General features: G+C 47.5%; 15 protein-coding genes and 1 CRISPR repeat array. Of the genes, 12 read left to right on the top strand and 3 right to left on the bottom strand.

Features of this window, described 5'->3' with window-relative positions:
- Positions 1-399: 399 nt before the first annotated feature.
- Genes cas3 through cas2 form a run of 7 tightly spaced genes read left to right on the top strand, consistent with a single transcriptional unit; the run spans position 400 to position 8315 of the window.
- Entirely contained in the window at positions 400-2826 is a 2427-nt protein-coding gene (gene cas3 / locus DX130_RS23015) for a CRISPR-associated helicase Cas3' (protein ID WP_116049384.1), read from the top strand.
- 36 nt (positions 2827-2862) lie between these two features.
- Positions 2863-3549 carry a type I-C CRISPR-associated protein Cas5c gene (gene cas5c / locus DX130_RS23010; RefSeq protein WP_116049383.1) on the top strand — a complete coding sequence of 229 codons (687 nt, stop codon included), beginning with the start codon at positions 2863-2865 and terminating at the stop codon, positions 3547-3549.
- Positions 3550-3578: 29 nt separating this feature from the next.
- Complete coding sequence (cas8c, locus tag DX130_RS23005) at positions 3579-5462, top strand: type I-C CRISPR-associated protein Cas8c/Csd1 (RefSeq protein WP_116049381.1); 1884 nt, start codon at positions 3579-3581, stop codon at positions 5460-5462.
- A 12-nt stretch (positions 5463-5474) separates the two neighbouring features.
- On the top strand, positions 5475-6341 hold the full coding sequence (gene cas7c, locus DX130_RS23000; RefSeq protein ID WP_116049379.1) for a type I-C CRISPR-associated protein Cas7/Csd2: 867 nt from the start codon (positions 5475-5477) through the stop codon (positions 6339-6341).
- The gene (gene cas4, locus DX130_RS22995) at positions 6331-6987 is read left to right on the top strand and encodes a CRISPR-associated protein Cas4 (RefSeq protein ID WP_116049378.1); all 657 of its coding nucleotides are present in this window, start codon (positions 6331-6333) and stop codon (positions 6985-6987) included. The genes cas7c and cas4 overlap by 11 nt, the downstream gene beginning before the upstream one ends.
- Entirely contained in the window at positions 6984-8015 is a 1032-nt protein-coding gene (cas1c, locus tag DX130_RS22990; RefSeq protein ID WP_116049376.1) for a type I-C CRISPR-associated endonuclease Cas1c, read from the top strand. Before cas4 ends, cas1c begins: the two co-directional genes overlap by 4 nt.
- A gap of 9 nt (positions 8016-8024) precedes the next feature.
- Positions 8025-8315 carry a CRISPR-associated endonuclease Cas2 gene (gene cas2, locus DX130_RS22985; RefSeq protein ID WP_116049374.1) on the top strand — a complete coding sequence of 97 codons (291 nt, stop codon included), beginning with the start codon at positions 8025-8027 and terminating at the stop codon, positions 8313-8315.
- Positions 8316-8505: 190 nt separating this feature from the next.
- Positions 8506-11564: a CRISPR direct-repeat array (repeat unit 32 nt; unit sequence GTCGCACCCTACGCGGGTGCGTGGATTGAAAT).
- A gap of 70 nt (positions 11565-11634) precedes the next feature.
- On the opposite strand, the gene DX130_RS22980 is transcribed toward cas2, so the two are convergent.
- Entirely contained in the window at positions 11635-12543 is a 909-nt protein-coding gene (locus DX130_RS22980; protein WP_116049372.1) for an NAD(P)-dependent oxidoreductase, read from the bottom strand.
- A 193-nt stretch (positions 12544-12736) separates the two neighbouring features.
- On the opposite strand from DX130_RS22980, the gene DX130_RS22975 reads away from it, so the two are divergent.
- Both DX130_RS22975 and DX130_RS22970 read left to right on the top strand, forming a co-directional pair.
- On the top strand, positions 12737-13078 hold the full coding sequence (locus tag DX130_RS22975) for a PadR family transcriptional regulator (RefSeq protein WP_116049371.1): 342 nt from the start codon (positions 12737-12739) through the stop codon (positions 13076-13078).
- Complete coding sequence (locus tag DX130_RS22970; protein ID WP_116049369.1) at positions 13075-13629, top strand: DUF2812 domain-containing protein; 555 nt, start codon at positions 13075-13077, stop codon at positions 13627-13629. Before DX130_RS22975 ends, DX130_RS22970 begins: the two co-directional genes overlap by 4 nt.
- A 92-nt stretch (positions 13630-13721) precedes the next feature.
- Here DX130_RS22970 and DX130_RS22965 read toward each other — a convergent pair whose 3' ends face one another.
- Complete coding sequence (locus tag DX130_RS22965) at positions 13722-14609, bottom strand: zf-HC2 domain-containing protein (RefSeq protein ID WP_116049367.1); 888 nt, start codon at positions 14607-14609, stop codon at positions 13722-13724.
- Positions 14606-15112, bottom strand: a complete 507-nt coding sequence (locus DX130_RS22960) for an RNA polymerase sigma factor (RefSeq protein WP_116049366.1) — start codon at positions 15110-15112, stop codon at positions 14606-14608. Before DX130_RS22960 ends, DX130_RS22965 begins: the two co-directional genes overlap by 4 nt.
- 453 nt (positions 15113-15565) lie before the next feature.
- Between DX130_RS22960 and DX130_RS22955 the strand changes: the two genes are divergently transcribed.
- From DX130_RS22955 to DX130_RS22945, 3 genes are all read left to right on the top strand, one after another.
- Positions 15566-16201: a TetR/AcrR family transcriptional regulator gene (locus DX130_RS22955; protein ID WP_420818551.1), complete on the top strand. Its 636-nt coding sequence runs from the start codon at positions 15566-15568 to the stop codon at positions 16199-16201.
- Between the two features lie 8 nt (positions 16202-16209).
- The gene (locus DX130_RS22950) at positions 16210-16698 is read left to right on the top strand and encodes a DUF4188 domain-containing protein (protein ID WP_116049364.1); all 489 of its coding nucleotides are present in this window, start codon (positions 16210-16212) and stop codon (positions 16696-16698) included.
- Between the two features lie 250 nt (positions 16699-16948).
- A complete protein-coding gene (locus tag DX130_RS22945; protein WP_116049362.1) occupies positions 16949-17896 on the top strand; it encodes an NAD-dependent epimerase/dehydratase family protein in 948 nt (315 codons plus the stop codon).
- The last annotated feature ends 19 nt before the right edge of the window (positions 17897-17915 follow it).

Raw genomic sequence — 17915 nt, 5'->3', positions numbered from 1 at the left:
AATTGAAATGCCATTCTCTGTAGTATCACAGTATTGGATTTAGTTGTGCCCACACGAGTGTGCGATGTGAAATTTGGCACGTGTGCCGGTGATTTGTCTTTCATTGATAGTCGCCCTCATGCGGACACGTGAAAGGTATAAATGGACTTTACTCTCACAAGATGCCTATCTTTTCAATCATATATTTTGAAGCCAAACCTCTGCAATCAAATATGCAGAGGTTTATTTTTGTCCACTACTATTTCGACCCTCATTCTCCATCTTTGAATGTATATCCAAAATAAAAGAAAATTTAGGAGGAAACTGTTTGTTTTTGACGAATCTTATAACCTAAGCACCAGGTAATTGGACTCATCTGTCAGAGCGTTGCCATTCTGAATGGAGATAAGGAGAATTTGCATGGACTATATTGCACATATCCGAGAGAGTGACGGACAGATCCAGAGTGTAGAGGAACATCTATTGGGGGTTCAGAAGCTAGCAGAATCATTTGGCGAAAAAATCGGTGTAAAGCATATCGCAGGTTTGGCTGGTGTATTGCATGATATGGGCAAGTATACAACGTTATTCAGAGATTACATATGGAATGCGGTGCACCATCCGGAGCTTCCATCCCGCAGAGGGAGTGTAGACCATTCTACTGCTGGCGGTAAGCTGCTCTTCAATGAATACCATCAAGGAAATCCTGATATGCATAACTGGATGCTTTCCGAAATTATTGGAAACGCTGTCATATCTCATCACTCTTACTTGCATGATTTTCTGGGACCGCCTCATGTTTCCGGTTATTTGAAAAGAGTAGAGAGCACCCCAGAGCAATTTCAGCAATCGGTGGATCTGTTTTTTGAACATGTGATGAGTAAGGAAGAGTTTGATCAATACGTGAAGAAAGCATCAGAAGAACTAGCTGCATACTTGCAAAGGGATTCTTCAAGCACCAGAGAAAATAAGCTAATGTTTCTTGGCAAATATATATTCAGTTCATTAATTGATGCAGACAGGACTAACACCAGACAATTTGAAGAGAATAGCGTTCCCGAGGATAAGTTGGACGAATGCGTTAGATTCCAAAATTATTATGAAAAGCTAATGGTCAGAATCCATGAACTGCAAGAAAACGGAAAGGAGCATGGTTCAACCATCATACAACAGTTAAGAAAAGAGATGTCAGAGCGATGCGAGCAACACGCCTCAGCCCCCTCGGGCATCTACACGTTATCGATTCCAACAGGCGGTGGGAAAACACTTGCCAGCTTCAGATATGCTCTCCAGCATGCGATTCAGAAAAAGAAAAAGCGAATCATTTATATTGTTCCGTTCACGACAATTATTGAGCAAAACGCTGAGGAAATCCGAAGGATTATCCAGGATGACGCGCATTTGCTTGAACATCATTCGAATGTGATTGATGATCTTGACGACAATGATGAGTCGCAGGATGGATATATGACCAAGCAGCAAAAGCTTAAGCATGCTAAAGATAACTGGGCGTCTCCTGTTGTTTTTACAACGATGGTTCAATTCCTGAATGTGTTTTATGCGAAGGGGAGCCGCAATATACGAAGGCTTCATCATTTAGCGGAGTCGGTCATTATTGTAGACGAAGTACAAAAGGTGCCCGTTTCTTGTGTTTCTTTGTTCAATAAAGCAGTTAATTTTTTGAATGTATATGGCAATTCTTCGATTATCTTATGCTCCGCCACGCAACCAGCGCTTGAGTTTGTTGATCATAAACTGCACATTCAAGCCGAGGGCGAAATTGTAGAGAATCTGGAACAAGTCATTAACGCATTCAGACGAGTAGAAATTATAGATAAGGCAACAGGTGAAATATTTGATCAGGGAATGCTGGAGCAACTTGTGCTGGAGCGGTTGAGTGAAGTTAATAGTGTGTTAATTGTGCTCAATACCAAGTCTGTTGTGAGAGAGTTATATATGGCTTTGTCTCTGAGAGAGATTCCAGTCTATCACCTGAGTACGTCTATGTGCGCGGCGCATCGGAAAGTTATTTTAGGCAAAGTGAAAGATCATTTGATTCGTGAGGAAAAAGTGATCTGTATAAGTACGCAGTTAATTGAAGCGGGAGTGGATATCAGCTTTGAGTGTGTCATTCGCTCGCTTGCCGAGTTGGACTCTATTGCCCAGGCGGCAGGAAGATGCAACCGGCATGGCAGAGATGAGTTGCGTCAAGTATACGTCATTAATTATGGAGAAGAGAACTTGAAGTATTTGAAAGAGATGAGTATTGGCAAGGAAATCTCCAGAAAGATGCTTATTGATCTCAAGAGTAATCCGAAAATATACGGAGGTCATATTCTGTCGGCAGAAGCCATGGAGTGTTTCTTTAAAGCCTATTACACGGAGCTGCAAGCCAATCTGAACTATGATGTTCCCGAGTTGAAAAAGGACATGGTGGAGCTGTTAACAGTTGATCGCCACAACAATACCTATTACAAATCCTATAAGAATGAATTGGAGAAAGAGTTAGAACTATACAACTTGCACAGCTACAGAACGGCGGCAAAGCATTTTGAAGTAATCAAGAATCGGACGACTACTGTACTGGCTCCTTATAGTAAGGAAGGCAGAGAAATCATTGCGGAGCTTAATGGAGCAGGAACTATCGAGCAACTATCCCGGATTTTGCGGAGGGCACAACAGTATTCTATTAATCTCTGGCGATATGAGCTCGATGAATTGAACCGCAATGATGGAGTCGAAGCGCTGCTTGATGGCAAGGTACTGGTCTTGCGGGAGAGTGCCTATAACGAAGAATTCGGATTTGATCGGCATAATGAAAGTCCGATGAGAGATGCGTTTTTTTAAGATGGGTAGGTTGAGTATGTATAAGGAGGTGAGCAAATGAGAAACGCGATGGAGTTTAAAGTATATGGAGAGTATGCCTTGTTCACTGACCCGCTAACTAAGCTTGGGGGCGAGAAGCTGTCGTACAACGTGCCCACTTACCAAGCGCTTAAGGGAATAGCCGAATCAATCTACTGGAAGCCGACGATAATCATCTACATTGATGCAGTTCGTATTATGAAGCCAATCCGTATGGAGTCGAAAGGCATCCGGCCCATTGAGTATAGCGGAGGCAATACGCTTGCCAACTATACGTATCTGAGAGATGTGGAGTACCATGTTCGCGCCCATTTTGAATTCAATGAGAATCGACCGGATATGGCCTTCGATCGCAATGAGCATAAGCATCATAACATCATGTTGCGATCCCTTGCTGCGGGCGGGCGAAGAGATATTTTTCTGGGAACGAGAGAATGTCAGGGATATGTGGAACCGTGCAATTTTGACGAAGGTGAAAGTTTCTATGAACAATACGAGGAAGTGCCGCTAGGACACATGGTTCACGGTATTAATTATCCGGATGAGACAGGTCGAGATCAGTTGGAAGTACGGCTATGGCATCCTGTCATGAAGAAGGGCGTGATTGAATTCATCCGTCCGGAGCGTTGTGAGCTGGTCCGCCCAATTATGGATATGAAAATGAAACACTTTGATCATACCAATGTTAGCGCGGTGGAGGACTGAATCAATCAGGAGAGAAAGGAGGGGAAACGATGAGTTGGCTGCTTCATTTGTATCAGACGTATAAAACACATTCGAAACAGGTTGGCGTTATTGAAAAGCGATTCAATGATCAGGAATATACGTTGCTGCCTGTTGCTCACACCACACAGAACGCGCATATCGAAGTTACAGTAACACGAGATGGTGAGCTTCATTCCGCAGAGGTTATAACGATTAAAAGTGATATGAGTACTCTCATTCCTTGTACCGAGAAGTCGGCAAGCCGTGCCGGTTCAGTAGTCGCACCTTATCCCTTGCATGACAAGCTTAGCTATGTTGCCGGAGACTTGATTGCGTATGGCGGGGAACAGAAGAAAGAAGATCCTTTTGCAGCCTATGTGAAGCAACTAAAAGGATGGGCTGACTCTCCTCATGCGATTGATAAGGTGAAGAGTATTTACCAATATGTGAGTAAAGGCACTCTTATTCAAGATTTGGTGGAAAAGCAAATTTTGCATGTGGATGACCGCAATCGGTTAATCAATAAATGGGATAAGTCCAATGAGGGCACTAAGCCTGCTATTTATTCCGTGCTAGCCGGGGATGTAGACAGTGCATTTATTCGTTTTAACGTTTATGCGCCAGGTGAACATTTGACTGACGTTTGGAGAGATTCCGAGATGTATGAATCTTTCATTCAGTACTATAACGAGCAGCTAGGTGATATTGATCTTTGTTACGTAACCGGGGAGCTAATGCCCGCAACGGACAAGCATGCCAACAAAATCCGCAATGCCGCGGATAAGGCGAAGCTGATTTCTGCCAATGATTCAAGCGGATTCACCTTTAGAGGACGCTTTAGTAAGAGCCAGGAAGCGGCAAGCATCAGTTATGAAGTATCTCAGAAAGCGCACAACGCACTGAAATGGCTAATTAATCGACAAGGTAAAACAATCGATCAGCGAGTTTTTCTAGTATGGGGCGAAGAGCGGACGGATATTCCAAGCTTTGCGGACGATGCTTTTGACACAGCGCCTTCGGCAGCGGTCGTGAAGCAAGTAGCCTTTACTAATCAAGAGTTTGCGATGGAATTTGCCAAGGCGCTGGACGGGTACAGCAACCGTATCGACGGAAAATCGGATGTCCATATTATGGTGTTGGATTCCGCTACCACGGGCCGGATGGCTGTTTTGTATTACCGCAGCATGGACAAGCATTTGTACTTGAATAAGTTGATAGATTGGCATACCTCCTGTGCTTGGCTGCATCGCTATCGTAAGAATACATCAGGTGAGTGGGTGCAATTCTATGGTGCGCCATCGACCAAAGATATTGCTTTTGCAGCTTATGGCCCAAGAGCAAGCGACAAGATTGTAAAAGGACTAGTGGAGCGTATGCTGCCCTGTATCGTAGATGGGCGGGATATACCGCTTGATATAGTGAGGAGTGCGTATCATCGAGCTACGAGGCCATTATCGATGGAAGAATGGGAATGGGAGAAGACATTGAGCATTGCTTGCTCTTTAATCAATAGAAAGGAGAGATCAAGTATGGCTGTCGATTTTCAAAATACCAAAAGAGATTATTTGTTTGGACGTTTGTTAGCGGTGGCAGATGTATTGGAAAACCGTACGTTTGCCAAAGGTGAAAAGCGACCGACTAATGCTATTCGCTATAAAACGGCATTCTCTCAACATCCAGAAAGAACATGGTTAACCATAGAAAAGAGTCTTACCCCATATGTTATGAAGCTTGGCCCTGAGGCCACTGACCTTAACAAACTCATGGATGAGATACTAGATAAACTCTCACAGGTTGAAGAGTCATATAAACCTTTATCATTTGAATATTTGCTTGGATTTCATAGCCAACGCCACGCCTTATATCAAAGCAAGGACAAAAAGAATGAAGCTGTTGAAGCTTCCCAAGAATAAGGAGAGATGAATATGCCTATTTTGGATCACAAAATCGACTTTGCCGTTATCTTTTCCGTATCTAACGCTAATCCCAATGGAGATCCGTTTAATGGCAATCGGCCTCGTCAAAACTTTGACGGTAAAGGCGAGATGTCGGATGTCGCCATTAAACGCAAGATTAGAAATCGTCTGCAGGATATGGGCGAATCTATCTTCGTCCAGTCCAACGATCGCAGGACGGATGCCTACAAAAGCTTGAAAGAACGAGCTGAAGGGGTAGAGGAACTGGAGAAAATTATGAAATCCAAAACCGGCTCCAGCGAGCAATTCGCTCAAGTCGCTAGTGACAACTGGATTGATGTCAGAAGCTTCGGGCAAGTATTTGCGTTCAAAGCTGATAGCAAAGGCAACGGTGTTTCTGTAGGAGTAAGAGGACCGGTATCTGTTCATCCGGCTATTAGTATCGATCCTATTGATATTACAAGCCTGCAAATTACGAAAAGCGTAAACTCGGAATCGACAGGAAAGGAAAAGAGCTCTGATACGATGGGGATGAAGCATCGGGTGGATTCGGGTGTGTATATATTCTATGGCAGCATCAATACACAACTGGCGGAGAAAACGGGTTTTACTTACAAGGATGCCACCAAGATTAAAGAGGCGCTTCGAACATTATTTGAAAATGATGTGTCCTCAGCAAGGCCGGAGGGCAGTATGGAAGTTCGTCGCGTCTACTGGTGGGAGCATTCATCCAAGCTTGGTCAGTATTCGTCGGCCAAGGTACATCGTTCTTTGCTTACAGAGAATCTCCAACACGAAGCTAAAGCTTTCGAAGATTATTCATTTCAAATTTTGCCTTTGGAAGGTCTGAAGGTCGAAGTGCTGGATGGGATCTAACGAAGATCACGAGCTGTTGTTGTCCGGTATCCAACACTTTCAATTTTGCAAGCGACAGTGGGCAATTATTCATATTGAGCAGCAGTGGGAAGAGAACGTCAAGACGGTCGAAGGGCAGCATCTTCATCGGAAGGCGGATCAACCGTTTATTAGAGAGAAGCGTGGAGATAAGCTTATTGTAAGAGGGATGCCTGTCAGATCAAGTGAGCTTGGTCTGACAGGAGTGTGCGATGTCGTTGAGTTCATTCGAGATGAGCGCGGCGTTGCCATTCACGGTTCGGAAGGAACCTATCTTCCGTATCCTGTCGAATATAAGCGCGGCAAGCCAAAGACAGGCGAGGAGGACATTGTGCAGTTGGTGGCCCAGGCGATATGTCTGGAAGAGATGCTGCTGTGCGAGGTTGGGGTCGGATACTTGTTTTACAATGAGATTAAGCACCGGGTTGAGATACCAATTACTTCTGAATGGAAGCAGAGGGTCAGGTCGATCGTAAGCGAGATGCAGGATTATTACAAGCGTCGCCATACGCCGAAAGTGAAAACGGGTGCTTTTTGCCGGAGCTGTTCTTTGCAGCATATTTGTGTACCGGAGCTGATGAACAAGCGTTCCGTCAAAAGCTACGTTGAAGGGAAAATCGTGGAATGAAGAAGCTTCTGAACACCTTATATGTCACGCAACCGGATGTCTATTTATCTTTGGATGGGGACAATATTGTTTTATTGAAGGAGCAGGAGAAGCTGGCGCGTATGCCGCTCCATAATCTGGATTCTGTCGTAGCGTTTGGTTATACGGGAGCCAGCCCGGCGCTAATGGGATATTGTGCGGAGCGCAATATCTCATTAGTCTTTATGACAATGAACGGACGTTTTCTGGCGAGAGTCATTGGTGAGAGCAACGGCAACGTTGTGCTGCGCAAGAGACAGTATCTTTTGTCGGAGAATGAAGCTTCGTCGGCGATGATCGCTCGCAATTTCATTATTGGGAAGATCTACAATCATAAGTGGATGCTGGAGCGTACGACAAGAGATTACGCCATGCGAATTGATGTTGCCGAATTTAAGGCAGCTTCCCAGCAGTTATCTGCACTGATGAAGGAAGTTAGAGTTTGCGAAGATTTGGAGAGACTGCGAGGGTTAGAAGGTCAAGCAGCTGTAACATATAACAAGCTGTTCAATCATATGATTTTGCAGCAGAAGGAAGACTTCTATTTCCGCACCCGCTCGCGTAGGCCTCCTCTGGATCGTGTGAACGCGCTGCTGTCCTTCGCCTATTCCTTACTTGCCAAGGATACAGCAGCTGCGCTTGAAGGTGTGGGATTGGATTCATATGTCGGCTTCTTACATCGCGACCGACCGGGACGAGCGTCTATGGCACTGGATTTAATGGAAGAGTTGCGTGGGGTGTTTGCGGACAAATTTGTACTGTCTTTAATTAACAAGAAGATGCTGGATAAGCATGATTTTCAGGAAAAGGAGAACGGTGCCGTTTTATTAACTGATGAAGCTCGGAAAAAGTTTCTGACCGCATGGCAAGCTAAGAAGCAGGACAAGATCACTCATCCCTATTTGGGCGAAAAGATCTCTTGGGGGCTTGTCCCGCATGTGCAGGCCCTATTACTGGCACGGTATTTACGTCAAGATTTGGACGAATATCCACCTTTCCTGTGGAAGTAGGCGATTGAATTGATGGTGCTCATTACGTATGATGTCAGAACAGTGACAAGTACGGGCCAGAGGCGATTAAGACAAGTCTCGAAAATATGTCAGAATTACGGACAACGTGTTCAAAACTCTGTGTTTGAATGTGTAGTAGACGCGGCTCAATTCACCTCATTAAAATTACAGTTGATGGATATTATTGATCAAGATGAGGATAGTCTGAGATTCTATCAGCTAGGCAATCAGTATAAAAACAAGGTTGAGCATATCGGTGCAAAAGCCTCATTGGATGTGGAGGGCCCGCTCATATTCTAGTGCGATATTCTGGTGCGAATGGGAAGCGCACATGAAATCCCTGGGGGATTCGCACCAATTTTGAGCGTCGGCAAGACACTGGATAGTTAGGAAAAGAAGTTTTTTCAGCCAGTTTTATCTTTATTGGTATAATAGTTATGATTTATGATTGAATAAGTCGTTATTTTGACGAAATACATCATAAATCGCTGTCGCACCCTACGCGGGTGCGTGGATTGAAATCCCTTATCTCCTACAACTACGAATCTACCGTTACGTCGCACCCTACGCGGGTGCGTGGATTGAAATATTTGCGTGGTAGCCTGATCATTCAAATCCATGAGTCGCACCCTACGCGGGTGCGTGGATTGAAATTCTTAATATCCTATTATTCTCTTGCAACTCCGTAGTCGCACCCTACGCGGGTGCGTGGATTGAAATCATATCCCTCTGAACAAGACGCTTGACGTAGCCTGTCGCACCCTACGCGGGTGCGTGGATTGAAATTAGAGCAGCAAACGGCGACAACCCTACGGCCATCCGTCGCACCCTACGCGGGTGCGTGGATTGAAATCCGATTTAGCCTTGCTGGCCGATCACTCTCGTAGTCGCACCCTACGCGGGTGCGTGGATTGAAATTCCGGCGTCCCCCCGTGCCTTGATGCCGAAAAAGGTCGCACCCTACGCGGGTGCGTGGATTGAAATCTATAGCATCATCAGACAAATACTGATCCATCAAGTCGCACCCTACGCGGGTGCGTGGATTGAAATTTAATCACAACTGTTGAACCCATCTTCCGTCCCCAGTCGCACCCTACGCGGGTGCGTGGATTGAAATACTGGACGCTTTACGGCCAAGGCGCAGCCGGACTGTCGCACCCTACGCGGGTGCGTGGATTGAAATTTCGGCTACTGGAACGAAAGAATGTAGATCCTCGTCGCACCCTACGCGGGTGCGTGGATTGAAATTTCAAGAATCAGACATTGATCTCAATGAAAACTGGGTCGCACCCTACGCGGGTGCGTGGATTGAAATTTGGACGCGCTCTTGCTGGAGCTTCCACCCGTTGGTCGCACCCTACGCGGGTGCGTGGATTGAAATTGCGCGGCCAAGCCGTACCGATCCCGACCACAGGTCGCACCCTACGCGGGTGCGTGGATTGAAATACCTCTTTAAAATAATGTCAACTGCACAAATTCAGTCGCACCCTACGCGGGTGCGTGGATTGAAATTCCGAAAACAAAAAAAACGGCTAGAGCTGAGTGGTCGCACCCTACGCGGGTGCGTGGATTGAAATCGCGTGCTCCTGATCTCCCTGCAGCGGACACAACGTCGCACCCTACGCGGGTGCGTGGATTGAAATCAATTCAGCTCGGCTCACCAGGTCTCACCTTCCTTGTCGCACCCTACGCGGGTGCGTGGATTGAAATGATATTGATGATTAACGCTCGGCACGACGCCGGGGTCGCACCCTACGCGGGTGCGTGGATTGAAATAAAAAGGAAGTTTATGCGGAGCTGGAAGGCGTCGGTCGCACCCTACGCGGGTGCGTGGATTGAAATTTAAACTCTCCAGTGACATAAGCGTCCACGCCCTGTCGCACCCTACGCGGGTGCGTGGATTGAAATTATGATTTTGTCGCGGTGATGACGGTTGACGAACGTCGCACCCTACGCGGGTGCGTGGATTGAAATTGTCAGTTGACCTGATCCACTGAAGGTGATGAAGGTCGCACCCTACGCGGGTGCGTGGATTGAAATGGTAATGCCGGAGCAGAGGCAAAGGACGGGGTAAGTCGCACCCTACGCGGGTGCGTGGATTGAAATAATATGGGGTATGGTAGATAATAGTCCTATAGAAAGTCGCACCCTACGCGGGTGCGTGGATTGAAATGGCGATTGGACCATACAGAATCTATTGAGCTGGAGTCGCACCCTACGCGGGTGCGTGGATTGAAATCCATGCTGCGGATATGTCGCGAGAAGGTCTATGTCGCACCCTACGCGGGTGCGTGGATTGAAATCGGCAACAAAGTATTGAGGTCACCGAGAGGTACGTCGCACCCTACGCGGGTGCGTGGATTGAAATGTCTCATGCCCGCCTGCATCAATTGCCAATATGCGTCGCACCCTACGCGGGTGCGTGGATTGAAATTTCTTGGATCTACAAGAGCGAAGTTCAACACGTAGTCGCACCCTACGCGGGTGCGTGGATTGAAATAAATGAAGGTGATGTTTTACCTGGTAGTGATGAAGTCGCACCCTACGCGGGTGCGTGGATTGAAATCGGGCCTAGTGCTTGCGCCTGGCTATACTCATAGGTCGCACCCTACGCGGGTGCGTGGATTGAAATGATAAGGCGCTTGTCTCGATCAACGAGATCAATCGTCGCACCCTACGCGGGTGCGTGGATTGAAATATTCGGATAAAAGTTTAGCCGCTTTGAAAGAGGGTCGCACCCTACGCGGGTGCGTGGATTGAAATCTCGATCTGTTTTTTTGTTTTTTGAATGAGCTCGTCGCACCCTACGCGGGTGCGTGGATTGAAATATTTTTCAACAAGTCACACCGTCCAAATGGTTGAGTCGCACCCTACGCGGGTGCGTGGATTGAAATCTCAATCGATCCGTTGAGGGTATCCATTTGCTGGTCGCACCCTACGCGGGTGCGTGGATTGAAATTAAAGGAATTACAAAAAGAAATAGGAAGTGTAAGTCGCACCCTACGCGGGTGCGTGGATTGAAATATACTCAATACTTATGCCTGCTATATTACATACGTCGCACCCTACGCGGGTGCGTGGATTGAAATGGGTTTAGGTCTTGTTTTTTGGGTTAGGAACAGCGTCGCACCCTGCGCGGGTGCGTGGATTGAAATAAGCGATTGGGTGAGTCGTCGTCCGATCTGCTCGTCGCACCCTACGCGGGTGCGTGGATTGAAATCCCGCAATCACATGAACAATCCCAGTAGGCTTTAGTCGCATCCTACGCGGGTGCGTGGATTGAAATACCAGTTGGTCAATCGATACGCCAAGTGCGTTAGTCGCACCCTACGCAGGTGCGTGGATTGAAATCTCAGCCCTTGTCATGGGGCCACATATGCGCACTTGTCGCACCCTACGCGGGTGCGTGGATTGAAATAAAGTTGACAGTCTACATGAACTGCCAGATTAAGTCGCACCCCACGCGGGTGCGTGAATTGAACTAATAATGTCTAGAAATTCCGGTGTTTGATATAAAGTCGCACCCCACGCGGGTTTGTAGATTAAAATACTCAATTGTTTATGCTCAAAATAAAAGATGCCAAGACCATTCGAACGATCGAATGGTCTTGGCATCCACTTAACTATTTCTCTCCACTTTCTCCCCAATCCACGACTCGTAGCATTTCACGACAGCGCTTAAGTCTTCTTCGCCGAGTCCGTTGTTGCACGTAATTTGGAATAGCTGTTGAACAGTCGCTTGGATGGGAGAAGGTACTTGCAGCGATTGGGCAAGTCGGCCTGCTAACTTCACGTCCTTGAACATCAGCTGAGCCATGAATTGAGGCGAGAAGTCGCGGTTCAGGATGCGGGGACCTTTCACCTCCGCGGCGGCGCTGCGAGCTCCCCCGCCTGCAAGTATCTCAAGGAACAACTCGGGGTTGCCGCCGGACTTCTGAACGATAGACATCCCCTCTGCCAGTGCTGCTATATTGGCAGCGACGATCAGATTGTTTGCCAGCTTCGCATTGGCCCCCGTTCCGCTCGGCCCCATGTAGAGAGCTTTTCTACCCATCAATTCAAATAGCGGCAGGCATGTCTCGTAAGCTTCTTGCTTGCCCCCGACGATGAACGTTAATATGCCCTCGATAGCACTCGGCTCGCTTCCAGCTACGGGGGCATCAAGCATATCTACACCAACAGCAGCGAGACGCTCTGCCAGCATTTTAGTCGTATCCGGGTAGATCGTACTGCAATCCACAACAATCTTCGGCGTGCCGAATGCATCATCCGTACATGCGGATAAAATGCCGTTCTCCCCCAAATATACAGTTTCCACCACCGAATCATCCGTCAGCATCGTGAAGACGATATCCGCTTGCCCGGCTGCTTCCTTCGGAGTCGATACAATCGTGACCGATTCCAATTGCTCAAAGTCTCGCGCTCTGTCGCGGTTGCGGTTATAGACAGCCAGCGTATGTCCTGCGCGTTGAAGATGCATAGCCATCGGTTTGCCCATCGTGCCTAGTCCGATAAATGCGATTCTCATAAGTCATTCAGCCCCCATTGTTTGGTTGATGATAGGTTGTTCATTCCGAAAAAAAGGTACTCCTATAATAGCATAGCGATACCAAAAAAACAGGTTTTGGAATCGGTGAAAAGAGTTCTATTGACACGTATATCGTTTAACGATACACTACATTTAATGATATATCGTTTAATGATATAAAGGGGGTTGCGATTTGCCGCGAAATGATTCTTTGGAGATGGGCGAGCTGACGGATACGGCGTTCTACATTTTGCTGTCCGTTGTCGAGCCTAAGCACGGATATTTAATTATGCAGTCGATTGAGTCGATGACCAATCAACGCCTGACGGTGGGGCCGGCCTCTATGTATACCACGATCAAGAAGCTGTTGGCTGCCGGACTTATAGAGTTGTTCGACGACGATGATGACAAGCGCAAGACTTATGCGGCTACCGCCAAGGGGATGGAGCTACTGAGGAAAAACGTAGAGTGGCGCAAGGATATGGTTCGCCATGCGGAGACCATTTTTCAACTAAAGGGAGTGATAGAAAGATGACAGAAACAAAGTATGTAACCAGCGGCGGCTTGGCGTTTACAGAAGTACGCGATATGAAGAAGCTAGGGAAATATGCCCGGAAAGGCTGGCTGCTCGAGAGCTTCGCTCCATTCGGATACAGGCTGAGAAAAGGGGAGCCGCAAGATCTCATATATAGCGTAGATTATCAGGAGGCTGCTGACGCCGACTACGTTTCCCTATTTGAAGAGGCGGGATGGAAGAAGGTTTGCTCGACGGATACGGACGGCTTTCATATCTTCAGCGCTCCTCCGGGCACTAGACCGATCTATACCGACCAGGCATCACTTATGGAAAGGTACGAGCGTGAACAGAAAATGACGGGCAAGACTGCGCTTCCTCTACTGATTGTTACCCTTGTATGTCTGTTTCTTCGAAGTGTAAGTTTAAATGACTGGATTCCCAATATATTGGGGCAGATTGGTTTGATAGCCGGCTTAGTCTCATTGGTTCTGCTCATCTTTCCGGGCTTGCCATATCTCTCTTATTCCATCAGGCTCAATCGTTACCGGAGCGGGAAGAAGCACATCTAACGGCTCGGCAACGGATTGAATAGTGAAGGCGACCGCTCCTGAGAATGGTCGCCTTCGTTGTACTAGGTTAAATGTTAATCAGATGAATCGTTCTACTGTACCAGATCTGAGATGGATATCCGGTCTAGCAGCAGGGGGGTCAAAGGATCTTTTTCTGGCAAATACGATCCGCCTGTAAAATAAAAGCTTCCTTTATGATTGCCGGCCAGACTGATTTTCCCGGATTTCACAATCTGCTTGCCGTCCGTCAAATGAAGATAGAAGCTATAGTTGGTTACGCCGTCGTATTCGTTCACATAAGAGGATTTCACTCGATGTCCCGTCAGCGTATGGCCTAGCTGCTCCCACTCCTTCATATTGGCGATGAAATTCACTTTGCTTCTCTCATAGAATTGCTCATCGCTCATGTCCCCGTATTTGTCGATAAAGTCCTGCGCATTTTTCTTGTCCGTCTCGCTCGACTCCGGGAACTCCTCTTCCTTAAAGGCCAATGTGTCCGCCGAGTGCTTCAGTCCTTCTTGAATGTCGTCATAATAGAAGTCCATATTGAGATAGGAGAATGCACGATCATAATCTCGCTTCTCCAGTGCCTTCAGAAATTGGCTTGCCGCATAATGATCGTAGAGATTGGTGTAGGAGATCCCCTCACCGCGATACTGGTTGATGCCAAGCAGCAGCAAAGGAATTAACAGCAGCAGAGGAACAAGGGATAGCAGCCATCTTCGCTTTATACGCTTTAGCACTTTTTTGGCGGCGCGGTCCCGATGTTGTGGCTCTTTCAGTCCTTCATTCTGCTTTGTAATCTCTTTCTCTCCAGGTGATAGATCGATTGCGATCGGCTGCGCCATCGCCTCACACTTCTTCCGGCATGCCGGGCAGTCTGCCAGATGCTCATCAACAAAGGCGCGGCTCTCCGCCGAGCATTCCCCATCGACATAAAGCGGCAGCAAGTCGTATACGATATTGCATAAATTGTTCATTGGTGCGCCTCCATTTCCGTTACGATTCGCTCTTTTGCGCGGTAATAGGTCATTTTCGCCCAAGATTCGGTTTTGCCGAACAAGCTCGCAATTTCTCTGAATTTGAGCTCGCCGAATACTTTCAACGTGAACACTTCCTTATAAGGCTCCGGTAACGCATGCAAGATGCGATGAACGAATATGGCCTGTTCCTTCTGAAGCATCCGGATGGTAAAGTCGTCCCCTGATTCGATCTCATCCCATGCGTACTCGTCCGCTCTCCGTTTGTTCTTCTTGTATTCGTTAAAATATAAGTTCTTCGCAATCTGGCACAGCCAGCCGTACAGGGAGGCCTGACCCTTGAATCGATCGATGTGGAGAAAGGCCCGATAGAGCGTCTCCTGCGTCAATTCTTCCGCCAGCGCTTCATCGCGGGTGAGGGATAAGAGGAACCGATGCACAGGAGCCGAATATTGTTGATAGACATCAGAGAATTGCTGCAATTCATCACCTCGTTTTCCCATCTCCGCCTGCACCGTCCTTCTATTAGACTATTTAAAGGTGAAATAGACACAAGTTTCATGAAAAAAGTTCCCATTCACTCTTGATTCGCACCGACGACCGGAAGGAATCTGACGATGTTTAATCGATGAATCAGAGATTTTTGGCGTTGTATGAGCCTCCTAGAGTGTATGAAATAAAGCTCACAAAATCTATAACGACTGTTCGACAAATACCGACAAAATTAGGTGGCGCGAATGAGACGAGACGACGTATCGGACAATCCTGCGCAAATGATATGATGGGAGAAATCCGAAAGGGTTCGTTTGAGACAAAAGAGTAGTGGTGTTAATTAGACGTTGGCTATGTGTTCGAATGACGTCAATCTTGTTAAAGTTTGGAATAAATGTTGACAATAATATTTATCGTAAGTAAAGTTATTGACATGAGTTAACGAAAAAATGAGGATGATGCTCGTGGTTATAGCGGATATTTCATTAAGGGAGATCAAGAAGGCTAGAGCCAAGATTGCTTTATATGAAGCTAGCGTGTCCTTAATGGAAGACAAAATGTTCCATGAAGTGATGCTGGAAGACATTTGTCGACAGGCCGAAGTGTCGCGCGTTACGTTTTTTAAGTTTTTTCCCAAAAAAGAAGATGTGCTCGTGTACTTTATGCGAGTCTGGTTGACGGAGCGGATTATTGAGATTGAGCAGGAGAAGAAGCAGGGCTTTGATGCGATCCGGCATTTGCTCTATAAGGTGGCGGAGCAGACGAAGGTTACACCGGGCATTCTGCCGAGTCTGATCTCGTTCCTGGCGGAGATGAGAATGCACCCTCATCTGCAGGAATTAAGCGAGGCCGAGGTGCGACTTCTCTTTCCCGATCATGAAGAGATAGGGAGCTCAACCCCCGATCTATACAAGATCTTCCATACCAGCATGGAGCATGCCGAGAAGTCGGGAACGCTGAAGGATGGGATATCGCTGGAACGTGCGGTCAAGGTGCTGTTCACGATTTTCTACGGTTCTTTTTTGACGGCGCAGCAGTATGCCTCTACCGATATTGTCGGGTTCTACGAGATTCATTTACAGCTATTGGAGAAAGGGTAGGAAAGAGGATGACTCGTATTTTCCCCGGAAGATATACGGCTGGGATAGAAGGGTCGTTCGTCGTGTTTCTTATTGGCGTACGCATTAACCGGATATGGGCGGTTCATCGGTGGCTGCCGGTTACGCTCGCCATGAGTCCTATGCTGCAGGAGCTGTATACGAACAAGGAACTGGGGTTCCTTCATTCGAGCTTCCACTTCTCTTGGCGCGGCATTACGGTTATTCAGTATTGGCGATCGTTCGAGCAGCTTGAGCATTATGCGAGGCATGGAGGGAAGCATCTGAAGGCCTGGCGTAATTTCAATCAGAAGGTAGGGGCGAGCGGCAGCGTCGGCATCTATCATGAGACTTATGAGGTGCGAGCGGGCGGCTACGAAGCGATGTACAACAATATGCCTCAGTACGGGCTCGCCAAGGCAGGCCGTCATCAGCCCATTACAGCAAGCAAGGAGACGGCCAGACAGCGGCTTGAAAGGGAGTCGGAGTTTAACATTTGAACGAGTCTTGCGCGTTCATCATAAGCATATGCCATCCCGATAGGCATGATTGAAGCAAGTCAACAATGGCGTAAACCCGTTGCTGGCTTGCTTTTTTTGATGCTTCGAACGTTTTTGAGTATGTGCGTAAATAACTGAACACAATTAATAAAATTTACTTGACTAAAGATATTTACTGCGATTCTCAAAATGGTTATAATTAGCATCGTAGGTTGTAGACTCCATATAAGGAAGGGGAATAAGTGAGGAGATGAATGAACTTCATGTAGTCATAGGTACTGGGCCTCTTGGCATGGCAGTGATGGAGGAGTTGCTGTTTCAGGGCAAAAAGGTACGCATGGTGAATCGGAGCGGACGTGCCAATGTACCTAGTTCGGTGCAGATCGTCAAGGGGGATGCAACCCATGCGACTGAGTTCGCAGCAGCCTGTCAGGGAGCTTCCGTCATCTATCATTGCGCTAAAGCGCCATATACGGCTTGGCCGGAGATGTTCCCGCCCATTATGGACGGCATTATTAAAGCAGCAGAGAACGAGAAAGCTATTCTCGTCTATGCTGACAATTTATACATGTACGGCAGCGCGAGACGGGATCTGACGGAGGACCTTCCCAATAGAGCCGACGGGCGAAAAGGGATTACACGGGCCCAGATGGCCAACAGACTCATGACGGCGCATCGAAGCGGAAAGGTGCGCGCGGCTATCGGCCGTGCTCCCGACTTCTTCGGTCCAGGCGTGCTGGACTCCGCCTTGGGAGAACGCGTCTTCCGGGCTGCGCTGGAAGGCAAGCCGGCCGAAGTGCTAGGCAATATTGACGCTCCTCACACTTATATATACATTCGTGATTTTGCCAAGGGGCTGGTGAAGCTGGGGCAGTCTCATGCATCGCTTGGTCATATCTGGCATATTCCGTCGGCAGAGACGCTGACGACGCGTCAGATTGTAGCGATGATCTACGGAATGGCGGGCAGGGAAGCCAGGTTCCGTGTCGCGCCGAAAGCATTCGTCTCGCTTCTCTCTCTGTTCAATGCGAATATGAGAGAGATCAAGGAGATGCTCTACTTGTTTGAGGATCCTCTTGTCGTCAACACGAGCAAATATGAGAAGATGTTCGGCAAGGACACGACACCTCATGAGCAAGCCGTTGCCGAGACGATGGCCTGGTTCCAGAGTCTGTCGGATCACAAAAAAATTTCTTAGGAAACAAGAGGTGAGGTCG

Origin of the sequence: Paenibacillus paeoniae (assembly GCF_003388735.1) — a bacterium.
In the GTDB taxonomy this organism is placed as follows: domain Bacteria; phylum Bacillota; class Bacilli; order Paenibacillales; family Paenibacillaceae; genus Pristimantibacillus; species Pristimantibacillus paeoniae.
This window is presented reverse-complemented; position numbering and strand designations above follow the sequence as displayed.